This is a genomic window from Brevibacillus humidisoli, assembly GCF_020923435.1.
GTDB lineage: Bacteria > Bacillota > Bacilli > Brevibacillales > Brevibacillaceae > Brevibacillus_E > Brevibacillus_E humidisoli.
On record NZ_CP087263.1, the window covers coordinates 559,844 to 584,517 of the forward strand.

Genomic DNA, 24,674 nt, shown 5'->3' on the forward strand with positions numbered 1-24,674 from the left:
TCACCCATTGGCAAGCCCCATATTTGATAATAGGCTTGATGCCCCTATCATTTATGATTCATAAAATGAGTTACAGAACCAATTACTACGTAGGGTTTCCTCGGTTGTCCGGCAACAAGAAAGAAATGTGTCGCGACGGCGACTGACAAAATGGTAATCAGAGAAAATATCGTATTCAGTCTGCCGATAACCTCAATAGACCCCAAAATAATGAACCCATCAATCAGAAAGATGAGCAAAGCAACTGGTATGTTCAGACGCGTTGCCAAGAACTGAGCCAACAGATCAGTACCCCCCGTATTCGTTTGAAACGCTAGCATAATGCCAATCCCCGCTCCAATAAAAACTCCGCCTGCCACCGCTGAAAACGGAATCGGAAACTCATGCATCCGACGGAGTGGACTTAGCCAGTCAATAAAAAAGGAGGAAAGCAACATTCCGTGAAAGCTATTGTAGAATAACCTTCTGTCATACACAAAGACGAGCATATAAATCGGTAAACTGACCAAAATCATCACCAATCCGGGAGGCCAGGAGAAGTAGTATTTCGCTAACAGACCGATTCCAATGATTCCGCCATCCATCAACTTGTGGGGCAAGATAAACAGATTGACTCCAGTCCCCACCAAAAGGCAGCCAATTACGATCGCGATACCTTTTCGCAGCATCTTTCCTCCAGGTATCCGTTTATTTGTACAATCTATACGCATAGGTTGAAATGATTATACTTACCAGGAGATTCGGAGAGCGAACAAGACTACGGCGCTGTTCTCTTGACCAATAAATACCACGAATTTGAAGCCGTACCCTATTTGAGTATGATGGAAGGAATTCACTTCTATTATGAACGGGGAAAATCCAGAATTATCGAAAATGAATCACACAACGCAATGGGTGCTCTTGAGTGCTGCTGTACTCCTTGTGGTCGGTTCTATCTTTAGTTGCGTAGGAATCATTCGAAATAAAATGATCTCTTATCAAATATGGCTGTCTGTTGGCGTCCTTTCTGCCATTCTGGGGATCGGATTAATCCCGTTGTTTGTCTATAGCAGCCAAATTCCCTGGAAGTCCGTCTCTCTCTTCACGCCTGACATTGCCTTTCTCATGCAAAGTCTAGTGGGGATTTTCACTGCTCACAGTCTGATTACCTTTATCTTGTTGGCAAGTAAACGGAGATTCCGACGTAACCGCCCGCCTATGTCAGTTTTTCCGCCCCCAGTGGAATGATGAGATTCGGTATTTGGACGTTAAGCTGCAGTGGTACGGGTGAGCGCAGGCTGTAATGGTCTTGGCAGACAGCTTTTTCCTTGCATCCTGTCCCGCTTTTGTTATTATTAAAGCAAGAACTTGTCACTGGATTGGAACAATTGCATAAAAAGCAAACAGGTCCTCATCTGTACCGAACGGACGGCAGCAGATGAGGTTAAAAGGGAAGTTTGGTGCAAATCCAACGCGGTCCCGCCACTGTAAAAGAGGAGTCTTCCTTTGCGCAATGATGCATCCACTGTCGCTGCCGGCGATGGGAAGGATAAGGTAGACGATGATCCTTGAGCCAGGAGACCTGCCTGTTTGTATGTGTCACTGGTTTCCTTCGGGTCAAAGGAAAGGTGAGGATTGTCACGCATGCTGTCCGCGCTTTGGTTCCCATAGGAGCCAAAGCGTTTTTTGTTTGTTTGCCAATGCATCTGTTGTTTGCATAACGAAACAAGTTGAGAGCATCAGCAAAGCGTCGGCTTTCGCTGTCAACACACAGCGATGGAGCCGGTTCTTTTTACTTACTGCAGGAGGAGGAGTCTGATGAGCAGGCCGGATAAGGAGCGGGGACTGGTGTTGGTCTACACCGGCGATGGCAAAGGAAAAACGACGGCTGCGCTGGGACTGGCGGTACGGGCCGCGGGACGCGGCAAGCGGGTACTGATGATCCAGTTTATTAAATCGCCGGAGCGAACCTACGGGGAGAAGCTCGTCTTTGATCGACTGGGGATTGAAATCTGCCAGACAGGAGTGGGATTTACCTGGACGAAGACACCTCAGGAGCACCGTGCAGCGTTGGAAAAAGGCTGGCAGTTGGCCAAGGAAAAGGTGATGGGGGGGCAGTACGACCTGGTCATCCTCGACGAGTTGAACAACGCGCTGGCGATTGAGCGCTTCCCGATCGATGATGTGCTGCCGCTGGCAGACGTATTGGATCTGATCCGAAATCGCCCAAATGGCATGCACCTAGTGATTACCGGTCGCCAAGCCAAACCGGAGATTGTCGACATCGCCGATCTCGTCACGGAAATGAACCCGGTTAAGCATTACTACGATGAAGGAGTGCCGGCGGTTAAGGGCATTGAGTTTTAGGGACGGCAACTAGGAGGAGGAGGAGAGATGGGAGCATTTTTTCAAGCAATCTCTTTTCTGACACGTCTGCCGGTACCTCGCTACCCGATGAAAGAAGCAGATTGGTCCAGGAGTGCGGTTTTTTACCCGCTGGTTGGAGCGATCATCGGTCTCCTGCTGTGGGGGGGCAACTGGTTTTCCGAGTTGCTTTTAAGCGATCATCTTGCAGCAGTACTAACCCTCATCTTTTGGATTTACATAACCGGGGGCTTGCACCTGGACGGATGGATGGATCTGGCGGATGGCCTAGGCAGCAGCAGACCACGGGAACAAGTGCTGACGATTATGAAGGATAGCCGGGTTGGGGCGATGGGTGTTCTGGCCGCTCTTTCCCTGCTGCTGGTAAAAGGCGCAGCCATATACGAGCTGCTGTCACTCAATCTGCAGACGTGCCTGGTAATCGTCCCTGCAATCGCTCGTACGCATCTGCTAATCGCGATTCGCCACTGGCCTTACTTGACCCAGGATGGGATCGGCAGCAGGCTGCGGGAGGGGATTGGTACAGGGCATCTGCTTGTCAGCAGTATAGCGGTGCTGTCGGTTGGCTGGTGGGCAGTGGGCTACCAGAACATGCTCGTCTTTTTATTGACGCTGCTCTATCTCTATTGGTTCTCCACCTATATCCACCGACGGTTGGGTGGATACACCGGCGACGCCTACGGAGCCTTGATCGAGTCGACAGAAGCGGTAGCCCTGCTGCTGCTGGTAGCCGCGGATAAATGGCTGCCCTGATTCCGGCCCAGGGAAAAACGGCATGGTGAAAAACCGCATGATCAAAGCCCGGGAATCATCCTATAGATACAAAGGACTGGCGGTGATGACCATAGATGGATTGGATCGTGATGCGGCACGGTGAGACCGATTGGAACCGGGAGCGGCGGTTACAAGGTGTGCAGGATGTCGGACTGAACGAGACGGGCCAAGAGCAGGTGAGAGAGGCATGTCGCAAGCTGCTTCGGCAGAGCCCTCCGTTTTCGCGGATCGTCTCCAGTCCGCTGAGGCGGGCCAGACAATCAGCCGGTATCGCACAGGAGATGATAGGGGTGCCGATCGTGATGCTGCCCCAGTTGCAGGAACGGTCATTTGGACCTCTGGAAGGGAAAACGGCAGATGAACTGCGTCGAGACGAGCAGATCCAAGATGTGGAGGAAATCATGGATGGTTCGTATGGCATCGAGGAGATGGCGCAAGTGAGAGAGCGGATTCGGCAGGGACTATTCCACCTGGCGGCCGCCTACCCTGCAGAACGGCTGCTGATCATTACCCACGGCAGTGTGATCAAATGCATCGGTCAGATGTGCGGACTATCGGTTGGCCTCCTGCCTAATGCCGGTTGGATCAGCATCCCGGCCAGTCGATGGGAGTCTCTGATAAAACGATAGCGAGCAACGTAAGGAACGGGAGCAGAGTCAGGCTAGATAAACAAAAACGGAGAGGAGTGTACAGATGAAAGGAAAACTGTTTGTCATCGGCTTTGGACCGGGGAGTTTCGAACATATCACGAAACGGGCTCGGGACGCGATACAGGAAAGCGAGATCGTGATCGGCTACACCACCTATGTGGAGCTGATCAGCGGGCTGTTGACGGATCAAAAAGTGGTCAGCACTGGCATGACGGAAGAAGTGAGTCGGGCGCGGGAAGCGGTGCGCCAGGCGGAGATGGGCAAAAAAGTAGCTGTCATCTCCAGTGGTGATGCAGGCGTTTATGGGATGGCCGGCTTGATCTACGAGGTATTGGTTGAACAGGGGTGGATCGAAGCCGAGGGAGTGGCCGTTGAAGTGATTCCCGGCATTTCTGCGATCAACTCCTGCGCTGCTCTGTTAGGCGCACCTGTGATGCACGATGCCTGCACGATCAGCTTGAGTGACCATCTGACACCGTGGGAATTGATTGCCAAGCGGATCGATGCGGCTGGGCAGGCTGATTTCGTGATTGCTCTCTACAATCCAAAGAGCGGCCGACGCACGCGGCAGATCGTGGAAGCACAGCAGATCCTGCTCAAGTACCGCTCCCCCGATACTCCTGTCGGGATCGTCAAAAGCGCTTACCGGGAGCGGGAGCATGTCGTGATGACGACGCTGGAAAAGATGCTGGACCACGACATCGGCATGCTGACGACTGTGATCATCGGCAATGAGTCTACGTTTGTCTACGACGGCAAAATGATCACACCTCGCGGCTATCAGCGAAAGTATACGCTGACGGCGGACGAACAGCCGCTCAAACCGCATGAGCGGCTGCGCAAGGAGAACGAGCCATGGGCGCTTGGAGACCGTTCAGACGACGGCCCTTCGACTGAGGATCGGTCAGGAGAGAACCGCATGATTGACGTCCATTCGACTGAGGAGCATTCGAGTATCTCCCGGACGGTCCATGATCGTTCGAACGATGAACGCACAAGTGCAGTCGATCTGCACGTCGGATCACGCACTCCTTATGACTGGGCCGCAGAGGCGTTGATGACGCTGCAGCAGGCACACGGGAGCGCGGTGGCGACCAGCACGGTCGCACCGATTTCCCCATCTACTCCCGCATTTCGGCAGCAGTCGATCTTTGAGTGCGCGGTCAGCCCAGGTGTGGTGAATAAAAAATGGACACCCCAGCAAATGGTGCTGCTGGCTGAAGTGGCTGGGGACAAGGGCGAGATCGAGTATACGCCTCATCATCAGATGATTTTGCGGATTCCGACAGAAGATCCGTCCGCGATCACAGCGCAGCTGCGAGAGGCTGGACTGCTTTTGATGCCGGTAGGTGACGTGGTACAGATCAAGGCCTGCGATTTTTGTGACGGCGAAAAGAAAGATGCGATTCCGTACGCAGAAGAGCTGAACCGGCTGATGGGCGGGCTACAGGCGCCCAAGGAATTGAAGCTGGGTGTCAACGGATGCGGGATGGCCTGCTACGGCGCGGTAAAAGAGGATATCGGCATCGTCTATCGCAAGGGTGCGTTTGATTTGTTCCTGGGAGCCAAGTCTGTCGGCCGCAATGCCCATCCCGGTGTCCCGGTGGCAGAAGGGATTCCCTCAGAGGAGATTGTGCCGCTGTTGGAGCGGATCGTCACCAGGTATCGCGAGGAGGCGTTTCCCAACGAACGCTTTCACAAGTTCTTCAAGCGCGTCGGCGAGATTGAAGGTTTTGCCTATCGGGACATGACCGCCGTGAAGATCGAAGACGCCGTATGCGGCACCTAGGGAGAAAAAAGGAGGAGGTTGGGAAGATGGAGGCAGTGTTGTTTGTCGGCCATGGCAGCAAGGATGCCGCAGGCAATGAGGAAGTGAGGCAGTTCGTCGCCTCGCTGGTTGACGAAGTGGAAGCACCGATTGTGGAGACCTGCTTTCTAGAGTTTGAACCGCCAGACGTCTACAGCGGACTGGAGGCCTGTCTAAGCAGGGGAGCAACCCGGATCGTGGTGATTCCGATCATCTTGTTTTCCGCTGGCCACGCGAAGATCCACATCCCTGCAGCGCTGGATGAGTTTAAGACAAAGCACCCCGATGTGCCCGTTACATATGGACGTCCGGTGGGCATTCACGAGCTGGTGCTGGGAATTCTGGAAGCACGTCTTGATGAAGTGGAGCAATGCGAGGAGCGGCGCGAACAAGAGCTGGCCGTCCTGCTGGTCGGCAGAGGCAGCAGCGATCCGGACGCCAACAGCGACATCTACAAGATGGCTCGCCTGTTCTGGGAGCGCAGCAAGGCGAAATGGGTGGAGCCGGCTTTTATGGGGGTTACGTTTCCCAGCTTTGATGAGGGGATGGAACGCTGCCTCAAGCTGGGGGCACGGCATGTGGTGGTACTGCCGTACTTTCTCTTTACAGGAGTGCTGATCAAGCGGATGGCTGACTACGTGCAGCACTGGCAAACCTCCCGACCCGATGTCCGATTTACGTTGGCAGAGTACTTCGGATTTCACCCGCTGCTCAAAGCAGTACTGAAGGATCGGGTGAGAGAGGCACTTGCCGATGAGGTAAAAATGAACTGCGACACCTGTCAGTACCGTCTCGCGGCAATGGAGCATGTCGGGCACCATCACCACCACCATGATCATGACCATTCACATGACCATGGGCATCACCATCATGGTCACGGATATCATCACCATCACAATCATCATCACCACCATCATCACGATCATGAGCACCATCAAACGGATGGCGATCAGCTTACGCATCAGCAGACAGACCATGAACGGCACGAAACAGACCAAGACCGGCATGGCGCTCCCCAGACGCGGACTGAGCCGACTGTGCGCAAATAGGACATAGTTGCAGGAAAAGAGGAGGAAGGACAGATGATTCTGATGCTGGCCGGTACGAGTGATGCCAGAGAGTTGGCATTGCGCATCAGACAGGAGGGATATGATCTCCTGACCACCGTGGTTACGGAAAACGCGGCCAAGAGTATGCAGGAAGCTGGCCTGCCGGTGAGAGTAGGCAGACTGGCCGCCAGCGAGATAGCCGAGCTGATCAGTCGCCAGCAGGTGAAAGCGGTTGTAGACGCCAGCCACCCGTATGCTGAGGAGGCGTCAAAAAACGCAATCGCCGGGGCAGAGGCGGCAGGTGTTCCCTACATTCGCTATGAACGAGAAAGCATCAGCTCTCCGCAGCACGAGAAGATCACCACCGTCGCTGACTACGTGGAGGCCGCGGAACTAGCCGCCAAAAAGCGTGGTGTGGTGATGCTGACGACAGGCAGCAAGACCCTCTCTATCTTCACGAAACGGCTGCTCGGACTGCCTGACACCACACTGGTCGCCCGCATGCTGCCTCGCCTCGACAATATGCAAAAGTGCGAGGAACTGGGACTGGAACAGAAAAACATCGTCGCCATGCAGGGCCCTTTTTCCAGGGAGCTGAACAAAGCGCTCTACGATCACTACAAGGTGACCCTGATGATCACCAAGGAGAGCGGAAAAGTAGGCGCGTTTGATGAGAAGGTGGAGGCAGCGCTGGAGATGGGGATTGAGACGATTGTCATCGCACGGCCGAAAGTGAGGTACGGGACCAAATGTTCCGACTTTGACAGCGTGCTTAAGCGGCTCAGTCAACTGCAAATCGTAGACGCTGCAGAGCGGAGTACCGCACCATAGGGCTTCAATCAGGATACCCCTGTACAGCAGGGACGGACCACTGGCCTTTTGTTGAACCAAACGTAGAGGAGGAACGACCGTATGGACTTTCGCACGGAGTTTAAACCGGCAACGGTGCAGCCGCAGGAGATTGAGGATAAAAGTTTTCAGATCATCACCGACGAGCTGGGCGAGCATCCCTTTACAGCGGAGCAGTATCCCGTCGTCCAGCGGGTGATCCACGCTTCCGCCGACTTTGAACTGGGCAGAAGCTTGATTTTTCATCCCGATGCGGTGCAGGCGGGGATTCGCGCGATTCGCAGCGGCAAAATCGTGGTCGCTGATGTGCAAATGGTGCAGGTCGGCATTAGCAAGCCGCGCTTGGAGCAGTTTGGCGGCCAAGTGAAGGTGTACATATCGGATCCAGATGTGATCGAGGAGGCCAAGCGCCTCAATACGACACGGGCGATTGTCTCCATGCGCAAAGCGGTACAGGAAGCGGAGGGAGGCATCTTCGCCATCGGCAACGCTCCGACGGCTCTCTTGGAATTGATTCGGCTGGTCAAAGAAGGGGTGGCCAAACCGGGGCTCATCGTCGGGATGCCGGTCGGATTCGTCTCCGCGGCAGAATCCAAAGAAGAATTGGCCAAGCTGGACGTTCCCTTTATCACCAACCTGGGACGCAAGGGCGGAAGCCCCGTCACGGTTGCAGCCGTCAACGCACTCTCCCTGATGGCGGTCCGGGCGTGAGTGCGATGGAGACAAAGGAGGCAAAACCACTCCGTCATGGCTATACGACGGGGGCATGCGCCACGGCAGCGTCAAAAGCGGCGCTGCTTGCCTTGATTACTGGAGAGGCGCCACAGGAGGTGACGATTCCGCTGCCGATCGGTCAGGAGGTTACCTTTTCCTTGGAAAAATGCGGCTTTGAAGCGGGGAAAGCTTACGCGGCCGTAATCAAGGATGGCGGTGACGATCCAGATGCGACGCATGGAGCGTTGATCGAGAGCACCGTCTCCTGGAGCGAGGCGAACGAAATCGAGTTGGACGGCGGCATTGGTGTCGGACGGGTGACCAAGCCCGGCCTGCCCGTGCCGGTAGGGGAAGCGGCGATCAACCCCGTACCGCGCAAGATGATCCGAGAGGCCGTACAGTCTGTATTGAGCCAGTTTGGCATCGATCGCGGCGTGCGGGTCGTGATCTCCGTACCTGACGGGGAAGAGATTGCCAAAAAGACACTAAACGGACGGCTCGGCATTCTTGGCGGGATTTCGATACTGGGAACACGGGGAATTGTCGTTCCCTTTTCCACATCCGCCTACAAAGCCAGCATTGCGCAGGCCGTTAACGTGGCGAGGGAAGCGGGCTGTCGGCACGTGGTACTCTCCACCGGCGGCAAGAGCGAAAAGACGGCGATGGAGCTGTATCCTGACCTGCCGGAGGAAGCGTTTGTGGAGATGGGCGACTTCGTTGGCTTTTCCCTCAAACAGTGCAAACAGAAACAGATCGAGCAGGTCACGCTGGTCGGCATGATGGGCAAGTTCTCCAAGGTGGCACAGGGCGTGATGATGGTCCACTCCAAAAGCGCTCCCGTCGACTTCGACTTTCTCGCCAGGGTTGCGGAGGAAGCAGGGGCGTCGGACGAGTTGCTGGCGGAGATCCGCGGAGCCAACACCGCTTCACAAGTGGGCGACCTGATGGGGGAGCATCCGCTGTTTTTTGAAAAACTGTGCGAATACTGTTGCCGGTCTGGACTGCGGGAAGTACAGGGCGGCATGACGATTGAGACGATCCTGATCACGATGAAAGGGTCTCTGTTGGGAAGGGTGACAGTGAATGAAGCAACCGATTAAGATCATCGGTATCGGGGATGATGGACAGGCGGGACTGCTCCCGCTCTACCGCAGTTGGATTATGGAAAGCGAACTGCTGGTTGGCGGTGAGCGCCACCTTGCTTTTTTTCCTGACTACACCGGGGAGAAGCGGGTGGTAAAAGGAGGGCTTTCCGCACTGGTCGAGAGCTTGGCGGAAGAGAGCAGAGCGACGGTGATTCTGGCTTCTGGCGATCCGCTGTTTTACGGGATTGGCGGCTATCTGGCCAAAAAACTGCCGGTCGAGATCTACCCTGCGCTAAGCTCGATTCAGCTGGCCTTTGCCCGGATGGGAGAGGCCTGGCAGGATGCTTATGTGACCAGTGTACACGGCAGAAGCATGCAGGGATTGGCCCAGCGGATCGACGGTCGGGACAAAGTAGCCCTGCTGACGGATGCCGAAAACAACCCGGCCGCCATTGCCGCCTACCTGTTGAAGTACCAGATGACGGAGTACCGTGCCTTCGTCGGAGAGAACCTGGGCAGTCCACAGGAACGGGTCGGTTGGTACGACCTGCAGGAGATGGCGGAGCGCACCTTTTCCGAATTAAACGTCGTCGTGCTGCGTCGCCAGCAGGCTGGCCCCGTTTGGCCGCTTGGCATCCCTGACGAATCATTTGCCCAGCGCAAGCCGGATAAAGGACTGATCACCAAACAGGAGGTGCGGGTACTCAGTCTGGCCCAGCTGCAGCTAACCCCCGAGAGTGTGGTGTGGGACATCGGTACTTGTACTGGTTCTGTGGCGATTGAGGCGGCGCGGATCGCTCGCGAGGGAGCGGTGTACGCGATCGAAAAAAACGCGGATGATCTGGAGAACTGCCGGGAGAACATGGCTCGGTTCCGTACCGACTTTACGCTGGTGCACGGCAAGGCACCGGATGGACTGGAACAGTTTCCTGATCCAAATGCGGTCTTTATCGGAGGCAGCGGCGGCGAGCTGGCAGAGTTGATCCGCATCTGCTGCGATCGACTGAAGTCGGGCGGGCGGATTGTGGTCAACGCGGCTACAGTGGAGACACTGTACCAGGCGATGCAGGCCTTTGCAGCATCAGGCCACGAGACCAAGGTAACACTGGTCCAGTTGTCACGGAGCAAACCGATATTGTCCATGACCCGCTTTGAAGGACTAAATCCGGTCTATATCGTGACTGCCTATCAAAAAGCAGGAGAGGAGAGCAGCCAGTGAACAACATCGGTACATTGTACGGTATTGGCGTAGGACCGGGCGACCCGGAGCTGATCACGGTCAAAGCGTTTCGCCTGCTGCAGGAAGCACCCGTGATCGCCTATCCCAAAAAACGGATGGGCAGCAAAAGCTATGCCCATCAAATCGCCGAGCTGTACGTGAAGCAGCCGGAAAAAGAGATGCTCGGTCTCGTCTTCCCGATGACCAAGGATGAGGAGATTCTGGCGAGAGAGTGGAGCAACACGGTGGCCCAGGTATGGGAACGGCTGCGCCAAGGGAAAGACGTGGTGTTTGTCACCGAGGGGGACCCGCTGTTTTACAGTACGTTTATCCACATGATGCGGGTGATGAGAGAGACCCATCCCGAGGTGCCGATCAAATCGGTGCCGGGAGTATCCTCTTTTCTCGGAGCAGCGTCCCGGCTGGGGCTGCCGCTGGCGGATGGGGATGAGCAGATCGGGATCATCCCGGCCACGGACGACCGGGAAGCAATGCGTCAGGCCCTGCTCGCCCACGACTGTGTCGTTTTTCTGAAGGTAGCCAAAGTACTGGACATGATTCTGGAGCTGTTGGAAGAACTGGGGCTGACTGATCAAGCATCTGTCGCCAGCAAGGTAACCTCTGCCGAAGAGATGGTCTGGGAGGACGTTCGTGCCCTCAAAGGAGCCGACCTCGGCTATCTAACCCTGATGGTGGTGAGAAAGCAATGAAAGTATACATCGTGGGAGCAGGACCTGGTGATCCCGATCTGATCACGGTAAAAGGGCTGAAGCTGTTGGAGCAGGCTGACGTGGTCCTCTATACCGACTCGCTGGTGAGCGAGGAACTGGTGAGTAGAGCCAATCCCCAGGCAGAGATCATGCAAAGCTCCGGGATGGCCTTGGAAGAGATCGTAGCCGTCATGGTGGAACGGGTTCGACAGCATAAAACGGTGGTACGCCTGCATACCGGTGATCCGTCCGTCTACGGCGCGATTATGGAACAGATTGTTTTGTTGAAGCAAGCAGGCATTGAAGTGGAGATCGTCCCTGGCGTCAGTTCCGTCTTTGCCGCTGCTGCCGCTCTCAATGCGGAACTAACCGTGCCTGATCTGACGCAGACCTTGATCTTGACCCGGGCAGAAGGTAGGACTCCGGTGCCGGAGAGGGAGAAACTGCGCGAACTGGCAGCCCATCACTGCACCCTCGCCCTGTTTCTCAGCGCTACCCTGACCAAAAAAGTGGTCAAGGAATTGCTGGAAGCTGGTTGGAGCGAAGAGACGCCAGTCGCTGTCGTACAGCGGGCTAGTTGGCCGGATCAGGTGATGGTGCGAACCACACTGCGCCACCTGGACGCTGAGATGGGCAAGCACGGCATCCGTTCCCATGCGATGATCCTGGCAGGCTGGGCGCTCGATCCCGAGCTGCATGACAAGGGAGAATACCGATCCAAGCTGTATGACAAAACCTTTACCCATGGGTATCGCAAAGGTGTGAGCGCGCCATGACAATTGAACAGCGTGCCACGACGATTGAACTAAACGAAGCAGAGATTCCTGTCATCCAGCGTAAGGGCGACTACGCGATCGTCGCCATCACCAAACACGGGGTGGAATTGGCGAGACGGCTGCACCGCACCTTTTCGCACGGCGATCTGTACTACATGGGCAAGTTCGCCAAAGGGGACGAGCAAGAACGGCAGATCCAACTGTTCAACGGTAGTGTACGGCTGCTGCTTCCCGCGCTCTGGCCCGCATACAAGGGGATCATTCTGCTGATCTCGCTCGGTGCCGTGGTGCGCATGATCGCGCCGCTGCTGCAGGACAAAAAGACGGATCCAGGCGTGGTCGTCATTGACGACAAGGGCGAACATGTGATCAGCGTCCTCTCCGGTCACCTGGGCGGGGCCAATGAGCTGGCCCGCGAAGTAGCCGCCGTTCTCCAGGCCAAGCCGGTAATCACCACAGCATCTGACGTGCAAAAGACGATTCCGGTCGACTTGTTTGGACGCCGCTTCGGCTGGGAGTGGGAGTCGGCCGACAAGCTAACCCCGGTCAGTGCGTCCGTCGTCAATGAAGAGCGGGTGGCTGTCGTCCAGGAGTCAGGGGAACGCGACTGGTGGATGCACGATACACCGATGCCCGCCAACATCCGTGTCTACTCGTCGATCCAGGAAGCGTTGGCGGACGAACCGCAGGCAGCTCTCGTCGTCACACATCGCCTGCTGGAACCCTCAGAAGAGGCGATCTTGCGCAATGGCGTCCTATACCGGCCCAAAGTAATTGCGCTCGGGATCGGCTGCAACAGGGGCACGTCGGCAGAAGAGATTGAGGCGGTCGTGACGGAGACATTGAGCGAGCTACACGTCTCCATCCGCAGTGTGAAGGCGGTCTGCACGATCGATCTGAAAAAGGATGAGGCGGGACTGCTGGAGGTTTGCGGCAAGTATGGCTGGGAGTTTGTCTATTACACGCCGCAGCAGTTGAACCAGGTGAAGCTGGAAGAACCATCAGAGACCGTCTACAAGTTCACCGGAGCCTACGGCGTCAGCGAGCCAGCCGCCAAGCTGTATACCGGTGAGGATACGCTGCTTTTGACCAAGAAAAAATCGGGCAATGTGACCATATCCGTCGGTCTGCTGCGATTTGCCGAAAGGAGGGGAGAGGCGTGTCCGAGCGAAGGATCGTGATTGCCGGGACAGGCAGCGGAGTAGGGAAGACGACGGTGACGATCGGACTGATGGCTGCACTCAAACGCAGAGGGATGGTCGTGCAGGGATTCAAGTGCGGACCGGACTACATCGACCCAACCTACCATACCGCCGTCACTGGCCGAACCTCGCGCAATCTGGACAGTTGGATGCTGCCGCATGAGGTGGTCAAGGAGATATACGCCAGAGGCAGTGCAGGGGCAGATATCTCGATCATCGAGGGTGTGATGGGCTTCTATGACGGAAAAGAGGCGACCAGCGACAGAGGGAGCACCGCCGAGATCAGCCTCCTCACCCGCTCACCCGTGCTGCTGGTCGTCAACTGTCAGAGCATGGCACGCAGTGCGGCGGCCATCGTCAAAGGATTCCAACTGCTCAATCCCGATGTGCGGATCGTCGCCGTGCTCGCCAACAAAGTGGGCAGCGAAGGGCACTACTGTCTGGTCAAGCAAGCGGTGGAGCAGGAATGCGAGGTCCCGGTCATCGGCTACCTGCAGCGGGAAGAACAGGTGGAGATACCGGAACGCCATCTAGGGTTGGTCCCCTCTGTAGAACGCGGGGAACTGCAGCCGTTGTTTGACCGTCTAGCTGAGTTGATCACCCGCACCGTTGATCTGGATCAACTGCTGGATGCTGCGAGAGCGGAGCCGCTGCTGGTCGAACCGGTGTTGTTCACGAAAGAACAGCAGCCGAAGCGGGTGCGGATCGCTGTCGCCAAAGATGCCGCTTTCCACTTTTACTATCCGGAAAACCTGGAACTGCTGGAAGCGCACGGTGCCGAGTGCGTCTTTTTTTCTCCGCTGGCAGGGGAAGCAGTGCCAGATGGAGTGGATGGCCTGTACATCGGGGGAGGTTTTCCTGAGGAGTTTGCCCGGGAACTGTCGGGAAATCGGCAGGTGATGGATTCCGTTCGACTCGCGATTCAGTCTGGACTGCCTACGCTGGCTGAATGCGGCGGGTTTATGTACTTGACCGAGGAACTAGTAACCACAGAGGGCAAAGTGTACCCGATGGTCGGCATCATCCCCGGACGGATCACGATGCAGAAGCGACTGGCCGCCCTGGGATACCGGGAAGTGCGGGGTGTGCAACCCAACTTTCTGCTGGAGGCCGGAGAATTGGCGAAAGGACACGAGTTCCGCTATTCCACCTACGCTCCACCGGCTGGTGAAGTCCCGTATGCTTACGAGACAAAAGGCTTGCGCGGGATGAAACAGGAAGGCTACGCTAGGGACAATCTGGTCGCTGGCTACACCCACCTGCACTTTGCTTCCAATCCGATGATCGTCACGCGCTGGATTGAGCGCTGTCTGGGGGAAGCAAGCGATGGGTAGAGCATGGCCGTTGATGATCCAGGGAACCAGCTCCGATGCCGGGAAAAGCGTGCTGGCGACTGCGTTTTGCCGGATCTTTGCCCAGGATGGCTACAAGACCGCCCCGTTCAAGTCACAAAACATGGCGCTCAACTCCTACGTCACCGTAGACGGCAAAGAGATTGGCAGGGCGCAGGGGGTACAGGCAGAGGCGGCTGGAATCCTCGCCACGACCGATATGAATCCGATCCTGATCAAACCAACCAGGGATCAGGAATCGCAGATCGTGGTCCACGGCGAGCCGTATACGAACATGAAGGCCGCTGCCTATCGTACGGACTTCTATGCGACGGGATTAGAGATGATTACCGAAGCGTACCACCGTCTCGCAGACGAGTACGATCGGATCGTGATCGAAGGGGCGGGCAGCCCGGCGGAGATCAACTTAAACGACCGGGAGTTGGTCAACATGCGGGTCGCCCGTCTCGCTGATGCGCCAGTGATTCTGGTCGCTGACATCGAGCGCGGCGGGGTGTTCGCCAGCCTCGTCGGCACGCTGCAGCTGCTAGAGCCGGAAGACCGGGAGCGGGTGATCGGAGTGGTGATCAACCGCTTCCGCGGAGATCTCTCACTGCTGCAGCCCGGTCTGGACTGGTTTGAACAGTACACCGGAACACCAGTGCTAGGGGTGGTTCCCTATCTGCCTGACTTGTGGATCGACGCCGAAGACTCGCTGATTCTGCATGCGTACAGCGGACGTATCGACGCTCCCAAGGAGATCGACATCGCCGTGATCCGTTATCCGCGCATCTCCAACTTTACCGACGTCGACCCGTTCTTCGTCGAGCCGGATTGTCGAGTGCGCTATATCTCGCGCCCGGAAGAACTGGGCGAACCCGATCTGGTGATCCTGCCCGGCAGCAAAAACACAATCGAAGATTTGCTGCATCTGCGAGAGAGCGGATTGGAGCAGGAGGTTCTCAGGTTGTACGATCAGGGGAGAGCCTATCTGGTCGGGATTTGCGGCGGCTATCAGATGCTGGGCGAGCGGATCGCTGACCCGCATGGCGTGGAGTCGCCGCTGCAGGGTGTGGAAGGCATCGGATTGATCCCGCTGGAGACGACGCTCGCCCAGAAAAAGACGACCATCCTCTCCCGCGGCACAGCCTGTTTTGACGGAGAGCGGATGGCAGTAGAGGGATACGAGATTCATATGGGACAATCTGTCTATACCAAAGATGTCTCCCCTCTGATCCAACTGGACCAGCGTGCGGACGGATTTTGGGATGCAGAGCGCCGCTTGCTCGGCAGCTACTTTCACGGATTGTTTCACAATGACAGTTTTCGTGCCCGGCTGTTGAATCTCATCCGCCGTGGCAAAGGGCTTGCCCCATTAGAGGAGAGACCATCTTTCGTCAGACTGCGCGAGCAGGGATTTGACCGGCTGGCCGATCACGTGCGCCAGCATGTGCAGGTGGGGTATATTGAGGAAGAGATGCGGCGGTTTGCGGAGGGGCAGGGGGCTGTTGTGCATCGTTGATGCGGGAGGCGCGGCAGCGAGTAGACATCGCCCGCAAGGTATCGGAAGAATAGATCGAATTCAAGGAAGCGCGGCGCGGCGTGTTGCGGGAGGCGACAGCTAGCGCCTTTTTGCATCGTCGTCGCTACCAAGCTCCGCACAGCGCATCAAGCACGGAATAACCCGTGGGCGGGAGATCCTCTCCACCGTTGCGCATTCTTCGGGTACAGATCGTACAGCCAGCCTGGTTCATAACCAAAGGCGGCTGCGATCGTGTTCAACTGTCGTATGGTGATCGCGCGCAGGGGCTTCCTACCTATCTAAAACCTTTGTCCTTGTATTCACGGTCGTCTTCGGTTCTGCCGTATTCCGACGAGCAGTAGCCAGCTGATGATTGAGCCATTCACTCAACCGGACGATATCTTCTTTGAAAAAAATCTGGCGCTCCAGCACGAGTTGCTCCAATCCAGTGGTGCATTGACCGTTTTCGATCTGATATTTGGCCAGCCAATACCGAAAACGGTAGTAACGTTCCAGATCATACGGGTTTTGTCGTTCATGAAAGTGGCTGATCTCATCGGCAAAACGGTCCAGTATGTTGTCAATGGAAAAGCCATATCTTACCGCCGATTCTACGATCACGGCCAAGCCGGCTAGCAGTTCGTTCGGATGATCTGCTAAAAAACGAACATAATCAGGGAGAACATCGGAGTTGCCCATACATACGTGCATATAGTACGAGTTAGCAGTTGCAAAAAGTCGGAACTTGTCTACTTCTATCTGCCCGAGTTCGTCAAGTAGTTCAAACCAGCCAAGATCTGCGTAACCGTCTATATACTGCTTGGCCTGATGGTATAGACCTTGTTGTTGTAATGCTACTGACTTTAGCAAGTACCCTTGCCCATAATAAACAACGAGATGGCGCTCCGTCTGTAGGTGTTCACTTGGCCGCTTACGCTTTTTCTTACGGAGTTCGTTTTGGTAGACCACTGTGGCTAAGTCTCTTAATTCATCCGCATATTGCTCCATTTCTTTCCACTTGCGAAGTGTAAAACAGGTATTGGCTAATTGTAAAAGCCCATCCAACCGATAACCATCTGGTAGTCGATTACGGTATGGCTCAAACCGGATCACCGCCTTCCAGTTTTGCTCTATGTCCGTTCCCAGCGAAGCACGAAACAGACGGTACTGGCTGATCAGGTACTGGTCGGAGTGGTTGTCCTTTTCATTGTCAATCACTAGGCGGTAGAATAGTGCCGATTCCTCTCGTTTTCCCGCCTCGTATAGCTGCTCTCCTACGGAAAACAGGATGGAGACGTTCTTCGGATTTTCCATCAGCACGGCAACAACTTGTTCGATCAAGTCGTCGCGACCAAGCTCCGCACAGCGTATCAGGTACGGTATGACCCTTGGACGGGAGATTCTTTCTACCGTTGCGCATTCTTCTGGGTACAGATCGTACAGCCAGCCCGGTTCATAGCCGAAGGCGGCCGCGATTGCGTCCAATTGTCGTATGGTGATCGCGCGCGGGGGGTTGCCATTCAGGATCTCGCTCAAGTGACCAGAGTTAATACCAGTCAATGCGCTTAGTTTGCTGAGCGAATAGCCTTTTGTTCTCATGTGTTTTTCTATCTCGGATCGAATCGCAGGTTTTATTTCCATTGCTACCATCCTCAATACCTATATGGAACAAAAACCGGGGTTGTCAGCTATTGAACTACATACACCCCTAGAAAGCCAGAACTTTAAGCGGTTGAAGATCTCTAGCAAGATATCATCTATCTAAAACTATTTGTCCGTGTATTGACGATCTTCTTTATATCTGCCACGCTTCTTTGAGTAAATGCCAACTGCTGAGTAAGCCATTCACTCAACTGCACGACATCTTCTTTAAAGAGAATCTTGCGTTCCATTACGAGTTGTTCCAATCTAGTGGTGTATTCACCTTTTTGTATCTGATATTTGGTGAGCCAATACCGAAAATGGTAGTAACGTTCACAATCAATGGGGCTTTGTCGTTCGTGAAAGTGGCTGATGTTTTCGGCAAAACGGTCTAGTATGCTGTCAATGGAAAAGCCATGTTTTACTGCCGACTCTACGATAACAGCCATGCCCGTTAGTAGTTCGTTTGGATGATCTGCCAAAAAACGAACGTAATCGGGAAGAACCTCGATGTTACCCATACAAACGTCAATGTAGTACGAGTTAGCCGTTGCCCAAAGCCGGAACTTGTTCACTTCTTTCCGGCCTACTTCGTCAAGTAGTTCAAACCACCCAAGATCAGCGTAACCGGCTATATACTGCTTGGCCAGATGATATAACCCCTGTTTCTCTAATGCTACTGACTTTATTAGATACCCTTGTCCGTAATAAACAACTAGATGGCGCTCCGTTTGTAGGGGTTCACTTTGCCTATTACGCTTTTTCTCACGTAGTTCGTTTTGGTAGACCACAGTAGCCAATTCCCTTAACTCATCAGCATACTGCTCCATGTCTTTCCATTTGTGAAGTGTGTAACAGATATTAGCCAACTGCAAAAGCCCGTCTAACCGATAGCCAACTGGTAGCCGATTACGGAAAGGCTCAAACCGGATAACTGCCTTCCAGTTCTGCTCTATGTCTGCTCCCAGTGAGGCACGAAATAGACGGTACTGGCTGATCAGGTAGTGGTCAGAGTGGTTGTCCTTCTCATTGTCAATCACCAGGCGATAGAATAGCGCAGATTCCTTTTGCTTTCCTGCCTCGTATAGCTGCTCTCCTACGGTAAACAGGATAGAAACGTTCTTTGGATTCTCCATCAATACGGGCACAACTTCCTCAATCAGGTCCTCGCGACCAAGCTCCGCACAGCGTATCAGGTACGGTATGACACGGGGACGGGAGACTCTTTCTGGCGTTGCACATTCTTCCGGATACAGTTCGTACAGCCAGCCTGGCTCATAGCCAAAGGCCGCCGCGATGGCGTCCAATTGTCGAATGGTAATTGCACGTGGGGGTTTACCGTTCAGGATCTCGCTCAAGTGACCAGAGTTAATGCCAGTCAATGTGTTTAGTTTACTAAGCGTATAGCCTTTTGCTTTCATGTGTTTTGCTATCTCGGATCGAATTGAGGGCTTTAACTCCATCGCTATCACACCTTTCTCTGAACAGGTAAATTGTTACCATTGTGCGGACTGCTCCAACTTCGTGATTCATCGCTTGGAGGACAGATGCATCACTTAGCATACTGATGAGAATAATGAACAGTGACTGACTATAGGTGTAAATGATTATTGTCTGCTCAGATAACCTTTCCCTGTTAGGGCAGAATAATTCTGGATGACGACAATGTACTGATCCAGCCATTGACTTAGCTTGATAACATCATCGTTTAAAAAACTTCCTCGTTCTAAAGTAAGCTGTACCAGTTGTTGACGCAATAACTCTGTAGTTTTCTGCAATTCTTCAGAGATAGAACAACAGTCTCTTTCTGACACAAATTTCGATGAAGTAATATTTAATAATTTAAAGGCACTTTCTAGTCCTTTTGAGGGTTCTTGTACGGTATGCAAAATCAAAGGAGTGCCCCTATCCACTTTCATTTTGTAATTACCTCCTCAGTTTTGACATGTTTAGACATAAAAGACTATAAAGGAATATACAAAAAAGGACGAATTGAGAAATATTGGATAAAGCAAAGCACCTCTCGAAAACGAGAGGTGCTTTTGCGAACATTTGGCTTAACCGCCTGCTCCATGCCCGTATTGTACTATATGTGGTTTGTCTGGAAACTCGATCAATATTTCAATAGGATTAGCTATCCCTAGTGACAGAATCAGACAAAGCAAAATCTTTTTCAATGTCAATCACTCCTCTTATCGTGACATCTTGAAAAGTTACTTTTTGTTGATCTGTTGCATGCTGCCGATAAACCCAAAATAATGCTACACATCTTTTAAAGCTATCATAATCCCTTGTTGCATCAGATAGATTAATACACATCACCGTATGATCTAGTCCCTCTAATATATTTCCTTTTTTTATCAAGTATACTGCAAGTTGATAGCGAAATTGTAGACGTTCACTAATTTTTATCGCATCTTGTTGTTCCTCGAAATGTTTGATATGCTCTGAAAACTGTCTCAAAATATGGTCTACAGTGAAATTATACTGATTAGCCGATTTTATAATTGTAATCAAACCAGGAAGTATCTCTTTAGGGTTTTCGGATAGAAAGTCGATATAGTCGGGAAGAATGTCCGTTTTCCCCATCAGCATGTCTAGTGTATATCTGTTTGCAACTGCCCGCAAACGAAACTTCTCTACCTCCTTTTTTCCGATCTCATCTAGAGGTTCAAACCAGCTTAGATCGGCGTATTCCTCGACACACTGTCTTGCTTCCTCGTACCTCCCGAGATTTTCTAATGCTAAACCTTTCATTAGATATCCTTGTCCGTAATATACTACAAGATGTCGTTCAGTATTAAGTGCTTCTCTTGCTCTTTTGCTTTTTCTTTTTCTAAGTTCATTTCTATACACCAGTGTAGACAGTTTCTGCAATTCATTGGCGAATTTAAAAACATATTCCCATTTTTTTAAGGCATAGCAGGTGTTAGCCAACTGCAAGAGCCCATCCAACCGATACCCCTCCGGCAACCGATTGCGATACGGCTCAAATCGAATGACCGCCTTCCAGTTTTCCTCCACATCCGTCCCCAACGAAGCCCGAAACAACCGATACTGGCTGATCAAATACCGATCCGAATGGTTGTCCTTTTCATTGTCAATCACCAACCGATAAAACAAAGTGGATTCCTTTCGCTTCCCCGCCTCATATAACTGCTCGCCTACGGCAAACAGAATAGAGACATTCTTCGGATTCTCCATCAGCACCGCTACTACCTGCTCGATCAAGTCCTTGCGCCCAAGCTCAGCACAGCGCACCAGATACGGAATCACGCGGGGACGGGACACTCTCTCGTGGGTCGCACATTCCTCCGGATACAGTTCATACAGCCAGCCTGGTTGATAGCCAAAGGCGGCTGCGATAGCGTCCAGTTGCCGTATCGTGATCGCACGCGGGGGATTGCCGTTGAGGATTTCACTCAGATTTCCTGAATTGATCCCGGTTAGTTCCCCTAGTTTGCTCAACGTATATCCTTTTTCCCTCAATTGTTTTTCTATCTCTGATCGAATCGTCGGTTGCATGTCCATGAGGAAATCACACCCCCTTGATCGATAAGGAAATCTTTATTACATTTTACAATATTTTATTTAATTTTTACAACTACTTCCACAGAGATTTTCCTCCCAAAGATGAGGAAGAGAGGACTGGCGCTAGCCCAAGTCGGTTTGGTCAACAGTGGGTTTCGTTCAAGATAGAGAGGGTAGTGGGTTAAGATCGAGGCAGGAGCGAAGCAGGACCGGAGCCAGAATGAAGCTAAAATGAAGCAAGACTGAGGCTGAGCCGAACAACCAAGCTGAAAACCGATGTGGAACAAGCGAGGGCGACGGTGAAGAGTGAGGGAAGAGAGAAAAAACCACCCCCGCTGCGGGGGCGGCCATCGTGTCCCTTTCGTCTACCTGAAAGAAACGTCGTATTACCCTACACTTTGACTCGCACTTTGGCTAGCGCTTGTACTCGACTCTGCCACGTACAATTCCGTTTTCATCCGGCAGTTGCCCGTGTATTTAGCGCCGTCATCGATTTGCAGCGATTCGACGTGGATGTCGCCGATCACCTTGCCGCTGGAGACGATCTGCAGTTGGCCTTCCGCCTCGATATTGCCCTGCACCAGTCCGGCCACATTGATGTTTTTGCCTTTGATCAGACCCGTCACCTGTCCGGATTCTCCGATGATCACGTCGTTTTCCGTCTGAATCTCGCCATTCAACCGTCCGTCTACCCGCACGGTTCCTGAGGCGATAATGTTGCCTTCAAAGGCGGTGCCGGACCCAATGATAGTATCCACTTTTTCTGTAAATGGTTTTGCTGACTTGTCTTTAAACATCACGGTCTCCTCTCATTTTAGAATGATGGGATCAAGAACAAAAACAGTAGCACCGACCTTATTCATAAGGAAGGTATTCTTCAGGGTCGACGGGGACGCCCTGCTTGTATACCATGTAATGAACATGGACGCCGGTACTTCTGCCGGTACTGCCCATCTCTCCGATCACTTGACCCTTTTTCACCGTATCGCCTACATTGACGAGACTCTTGGCCAGGTGGGAATACGATGTCTGGATGGTGGAGCTGTGCTTGATCTGCACCATGTTGCCGTGACCGGCTTTGCGTCCGGAGAAGACCACGGTTCCGTCTGCGGTGGCATAGATCGGCGAGCGATAGCGATTGGCGATGTCAAAGCCGTCATGAAATCTACGGGCCCCATGAAACGGGTCGCGCCGATAGCCATATCGGGATGTAATCACGCCGACCGCCGGATAGATGGTTGGCGTGTGCGCCAGTTTCTGATTGAGTTCGTCCACATCTTTGAGCAGGTTGTTGACTGCGGTTACTTTGTCCGGAACCTCTTTTTCCAACTGCGAGAGAAGCTGTGAGGTGCGTGTGATGATCTGCTGTGCTTCCTCGCTTCCTGCAGGGACGACCGGATCGAGGTTGGTCCATTTTTCGGGGCCTCCTGAATTCAGCAGGATCGAGCTCACTGTGCTGGCCTCCTGCTTGTCACTCGTAGGGAGGGTAAGGGACCCTGTTTTATTGCGGATTTCCGTCTCCAATGACTCCAACTGGTCGAGATAGCTGCGCATTTCATTTACCTGCTCGGCAATCGCGGACAGTTCACTTCGTTCTGCTGTCAGTTCTTGCTGCAGTGCGCTGTATTGTTGTTCGATCTCTCTATTTTCGGCAAGCAATTGATTGTTTTGCTGGTGCATCTGGATGTAGGTAACCACAGCGTATCCCGCGGCGATTGCGGCAACAAGCAATCCTGCACGCAGCCACGTAATCAACCGGGAAGAGAGCGGAATGGATACAACCTTGTTTCCGCCGTGCGGTACGATCATAAACGTTATGCTACTGCGATTCTTGTCTTTGCTATTCATCCTTCACCCCAACCGTCAATCGGAAATGATCACCAATTGATATTCTCACTCTCTTGACAAATCCCTGCTAAAAGTCAACAATTTTTTCTCAGCTTTTGCCGGTTCTTGTCGAATGTACTGTCCCTTTTTATTCCTACCCGCTTTGTAGGAGATGCCAAACGCTTCTCTTCATTTCTTTTGTGCTTTCTCTTCTCTTGTGCTATGTTATTATGTATAGTTGTGCAAGATTTTATTGATTTTTTCTGCGGGCGATTTACAATGAATAAGGTACCTCCATTTATTTCTTTTTATTTTTCTTTTCTTTTCTTTTTGGTTGTTGCCTATGGATTTGATGGGATGCTTTGCGGCAAGTTGGTTAAAAGAGAGGAAGGAACGCTGGCATGAGCAGTGAATTGCCCAATCTTGTTGAGTATTATCGTCGGTTGATAAATGAATACCACTCTCTTCTTCAACGAATCGAAACGATCCAGTTCCCGCCCCTCTACTCCATGTCACAACAACTTCTCTATGAACCGGCTCTAACAGATGAAGAAAAAATCCTTCACTTGAAGCTCATCTCCGAGATTGGCAAGATCAGCGAGAAAATTCAAAACCTTCACTGGATTTCGGAGCACCTGATCATCCTGCACGAATTGGGGCAGACGTTTACGAAGACGTTTGATACCTTCGAGATATGCCAAAAGGCGTTTGAACTGGTTTCACGGGTAATGGCCACAGACGCGTTTTTTATTGCGATTTACGACGAGAGGGAGCAGACGATCCACATCCCGTTTTCTATTGATGATGGCGTCATCTACGAGGAAGCGACGCTGGAGTTCGGAGAGGGCAACATCTCCAAAGTAATCGCGAACCGGGAGACGATCCATATCAAGACGGGCGAGGAGATGGGTTCCTATATCCGCTGGGGAAACCCTGAAAAAGAGACCAGCACCTGCATCTTCGTTCCGATCATGCTGGGTGATCAGGTGAAGGGCGTGATCTCGGCGCAAAGCTACCAGGAGTTCGCTTACCGGAAAGAGCATGAGGAACTGCTCAAAATCATCGGCTTCCAAGTGGCCAGCGCCATTGAGACGGCCAGCCTCTACGAAAAACTGTACCGATCGTCTGTGTACGATGAGATGACCGGTATCAAAAACTACCGAGCCTTTCACCAAGACTTGGACAAGCTGATTGCCGATGCTGGCACGACCGGTTCGGTGACCTTGATCATGCTTGATTCAGATAACCTGAAACAGGTCAACGACCAGTACGGTCATCACACAGGCGACCTGCTGATTCAACAAATCGCTTCTGCGCTGAAAACGATGCTGGACGAAGGCCAAGAAGCCTATCGGTATGCAGGTGACGAGTTTATGATCCTGGCTCCCGGCCTAAGTCTTACGCAGGCCGAGGAGAAGGTTCGACTGATTCAGGAGTATCTGGCCGAGTACCCGCTGCATCACGAGGGGTATGAGATCCCGATCACGGTCAGCACGGGTATCGCCGCTTACCCGGACCATGCCGCGTCCGCCGATGAGTTGAAGCGGGTCGTCGACAAGGCGTTGTACCATTCCAAAAACCAGGGGAAAAACTGCATCACGGTCTTTCACCCTGCCAGATAAA

The 24,674-nt window shown here is 53.1% G+C and carries 22 protein-coding genes and 1 riboswitch; of the genes, 15 read left to right on the forward strand and 7 right to left on the reverse strand.

Translation table 11 applies throughout. The annotated features are described in order from the left end of the window. Positions 1-47: 47 nt before the first annotated feature. Entirely contained in the window at positions 48-668 is a 621-nt protein-coding gene (locus LOK74_RS02715; RefSeq protein ID WP_230045095.1) for a YitT family protein, read from the reverse strand. Between the two features lie 699 nt (positions 669-1,367). Next, positions 1,368-1,583, forward strand: a riboswitch (cobalamin riboswitch). 214 nt (positions 1,584-1,797) lie between these two features. Here LOK74_RS02715 and cobO point away from each other — a divergent pair. The 14 genes from cobO to LOK74_RS02785 all read left to right on the forward strand — a co-directional run bounded on the left by cobO (position 1,798) and on the right by LOK74_RS02785 (position 16,052). Next, positions 1,798-2,346 carry a cob(I)yrinic acid a,c-diamide adenosyltransferase gene (gene cobO / locus LOK74_RS02720; RefSeq protein WP_230045096.1) on the forward strand — a complete coding sequence of 183 codons (549 nt, stop codon included), beginning with the start codon at positions 1,798-1,800 and terminating at the stop codon, positions 2,344-2,346. Between the two features lie 27 nt (positions 2,347-2,373). Further along, positions 2,374-3,117, forward strand: a complete 744-nt coding sequence (gene cobS / locus LOK74_RS02725) for an adenosylcobinamide-GDP ribazoletransferase (RefSeq protein WP_230045097.1) — start codon at positions 2,374-2,376, stop codon at positions 3,115-3,117. A gap of 95 nt (positions 3,118-3,212) precedes the next feature. Continuing rightward, positions 3,213-3,767: a histidine phosphatase family protein gene (locus LOK74_RS02730; protein ID WP_230045098.1), complete on the forward strand. Its 555-nt coding sequence runs from the start codon at positions 3,213-3,215 to the stop codon at positions 3,765-3,767. 64 nt (positions 3,768-3,831) lie between these two features. After that, positions 3,832-5,577: a precorrin-3B C(17)-methyltransferase gene (cobJ, locus tag LOK74_RS02735; RefSeq protein ID WP_230045099.1), complete on the forward strand. Its 1,746-nt coding sequence runs from the start codon at positions 3,832-3,834 to the stop codon at positions 5,575-5,577. Between the two features lie 26 nt (positions 5,578-5,603). Continuing rightward, positions 5,604-6,644, forward strand: coding sequence for a sirohydrochlorin chelatase (locus LOK74_RS02740; protein ID WP_230045100.1), 1,041 nt, complete (start codon positions 5,604-5,606; stop codon positions 6,642-6,644). A gap of 33 nt (positions 6,645-6,677) precedes the next feature. Further along, a complete protein-coding gene (gene cobK / locus LOK74_RS02745) occupies positions 6,678-7,475 on the forward strand; it encodes a precorrin-6A reductase (RefSeq protein WP_230045101.1) in 798 nt (265 codons plus the stop codon). An 81-nt stretch (positions 7,476-7,556) separates the two neighbouring features. Beyond that, positions 7,557-8,204, forward strand: coding sequence for a precorrin-8X methylmutase (locus LOK74_RS02750; protein WP_230045102.1), 648 nt, complete (start codon positions 7,557-7,559; stop codon positions 8,202-8,204). A gap of 5 nt (positions 8,205-8,209) precedes the next feature. Then, entirely contained in the window at positions 8,210-9,307 is a 1,098-nt protein-coding gene (locus LOK74_RS02755; protein ID WP_230045103.1) for a cobalt-precorrin-5B (C(1))-methyltransferase, read from the forward strand. Continuing rightward, positions 9,291-10,511 (forward strand): precorrin-6y C5,15-methyltransferase (decarboxylating) subunit CbiE, encoded by a 1,221-nt coding sequence (cbiE, locus tag LOK74_RS02760; protein ID WP_230045104.1) that lies wholly within the window; start codon positions 9,291-9,293, stop codon positions 10,509-10,511. Before LOK74_RS02755 ends, cbiE begins: the two co-directional genes overlap by 17 nt. After that, complete coding sequence (cobI, locus tag LOK74_RS02765) at positions 10,508-11,221, forward strand: precorrin-2 C(20)-methyltransferase (protein ID WP_230045105.1); 714 nt, start codon at positions 10,508-10,510, stop codon at positions 11,219-11,221. The genes cbiE and cobI overlap by 4 nt, the downstream gene beginning before the upstream one ends. Continuing rightward, entirely contained in the window at positions 11,218-11,997 is a 780-nt protein-coding gene (gene cobM, locus LOK74_RS02770; protein WP_230045106.1) for a precorrin-4 C(11)-methyltransferase, read from the forward strand. Before cobI ends, cobM begins: the two co-directional genes overlap by 4 nt. Beyond that, the gene (locus LOK74_RS02775) at positions 11,994-13,178 is read left to right on the forward strand and encodes a cobalt-precorrin 5A hydrolase (RefSeq protein ID WP_230045107.1); all 1,185 of its coding nucleotides are present in this window, start codon (positions 11,994-11,996) and stop codon (positions 13,176-13,178) included. Before cobM ends, LOK74_RS02775 begins: the two co-directional genes overlap by 4 nt. Beyond that, on the forward strand, positions 13,157-14,533 hold the full coding sequence (locus LOK74_RS02780) for a cobyrinic acid a,c-diamide synthase CobB (protein WP_230045108.1): 1,377 nt from the start codon (positions 13,157-13,159) through the stop codon (positions 14,531-14,533). The genes LOK74_RS02775 and LOK74_RS02780 overlap by 22 nt, the downstream gene beginning before the upstream one ends. After that, positions 14,526-16,052, forward strand: coding sequence for a cobyric acid synthase (locus tag LOK74_RS02785; RefSeq protein ID WP_230045109.1), 1,527 nt, complete (start codon positions 14,526-14,528; stop codon positions 16,050-16,052). Before LOK74_RS02780 ends, LOK74_RS02785 begins: the two co-directional genes overlap by 8 nt. Before the next feature lie 291 nt (positions 16,053-16,343). On the opposite strand, the gene LOK74_RS02795 is transcribed toward LOK74_RS02785, so the two are convergent. The 6 genes from LOK74_RS02795 to LOK74_RS02820 form a co-directional block, all read right to left on the reverse strand. Further along, positions 16,344-17,693, reverse strand: coding sequence for a helix-turn-helix domain-containing protein (locus tag LOK74_RS02795; RefSeq protein ID WP_230045110.1), 1,350 nt, complete (start codon positions 17,691-17,693; stop codon positions 16,344-16,346). Positions 17,694-17,809: 116 nt separating this feature from the next. After that, a complete protein-coding gene (locus tag LOK74_RS02800) occupies positions 17,810-19,156 on the reverse strand; it encodes a helix-turn-helix domain-containing protein (RefSeq protein ID WP_230045111.1) in 1,347 nt (448 codons plus the stop codon). A 144-nt stretch (positions 19,157-19,300) separates the two neighbouring features. Further along, positions 19,301-19,612: an aspartyl-phosphate phosphatase Spo0E family protein gene (locus LOK74_RS02805; protein ID WP_230045112.1), complete on the reverse strand. Its 312-nt coding sequence runs from the start codon at positions 19,610-19,612 to the stop codon at positions 19,301-19,303. 211 nt (positions 19,613-19,823) lie between these two features. Then, complete coding sequence (locus LOK74_RS02810; RefSeq protein WP_230045113.1) at positions 19,824-21,224, reverse strand: helix-turn-helix domain-containing protein; 1,401 nt, start codon at positions 21,222-21,224, stop codon at positions 19,824-19,826. 386 nt (positions 21,225-21,610) lie between these two features. Then, positions 21,611-22,021, reverse strand: coding sequence for a bactofilin family protein (locus LOK74_RS02815; RefSeq protein ID WP_230045114.1), 411 nt, complete (start codon positions 22,019-22,021; stop codon positions 21,611-21,613). A 58-nt stretch (positions 22,022-22,079) separates the two neighbouring features. After that, complete coding sequence (locus LOK74_RS02820; protein WP_230045115.1) at positions 22,080-23,072, reverse strand: M23 family metallopeptidase; 993 nt, start codon at positions 23,070-23,072, stop codon at positions 22,080-22,082. A 380-nt stretch (positions 23,073-23,452) separates the two neighbouring features. Between LOK74_RS02820 and LOK74_RS02825 the strand changes: the two genes are divergently transcribed. Then, positions 23,453-24,673 (forward strand): sensor domain-containing diguanylate cyclase, encoded by a 1,221-nt coding sequence (locus LOK74_RS02825; protein WP_230045116.1) that lies wholly within the window; start codon positions 23,453-23,455, stop codon positions 24,671-24,673. The last annotated feature ends 1 nt before the right edge of the window (position 24,674 follow it).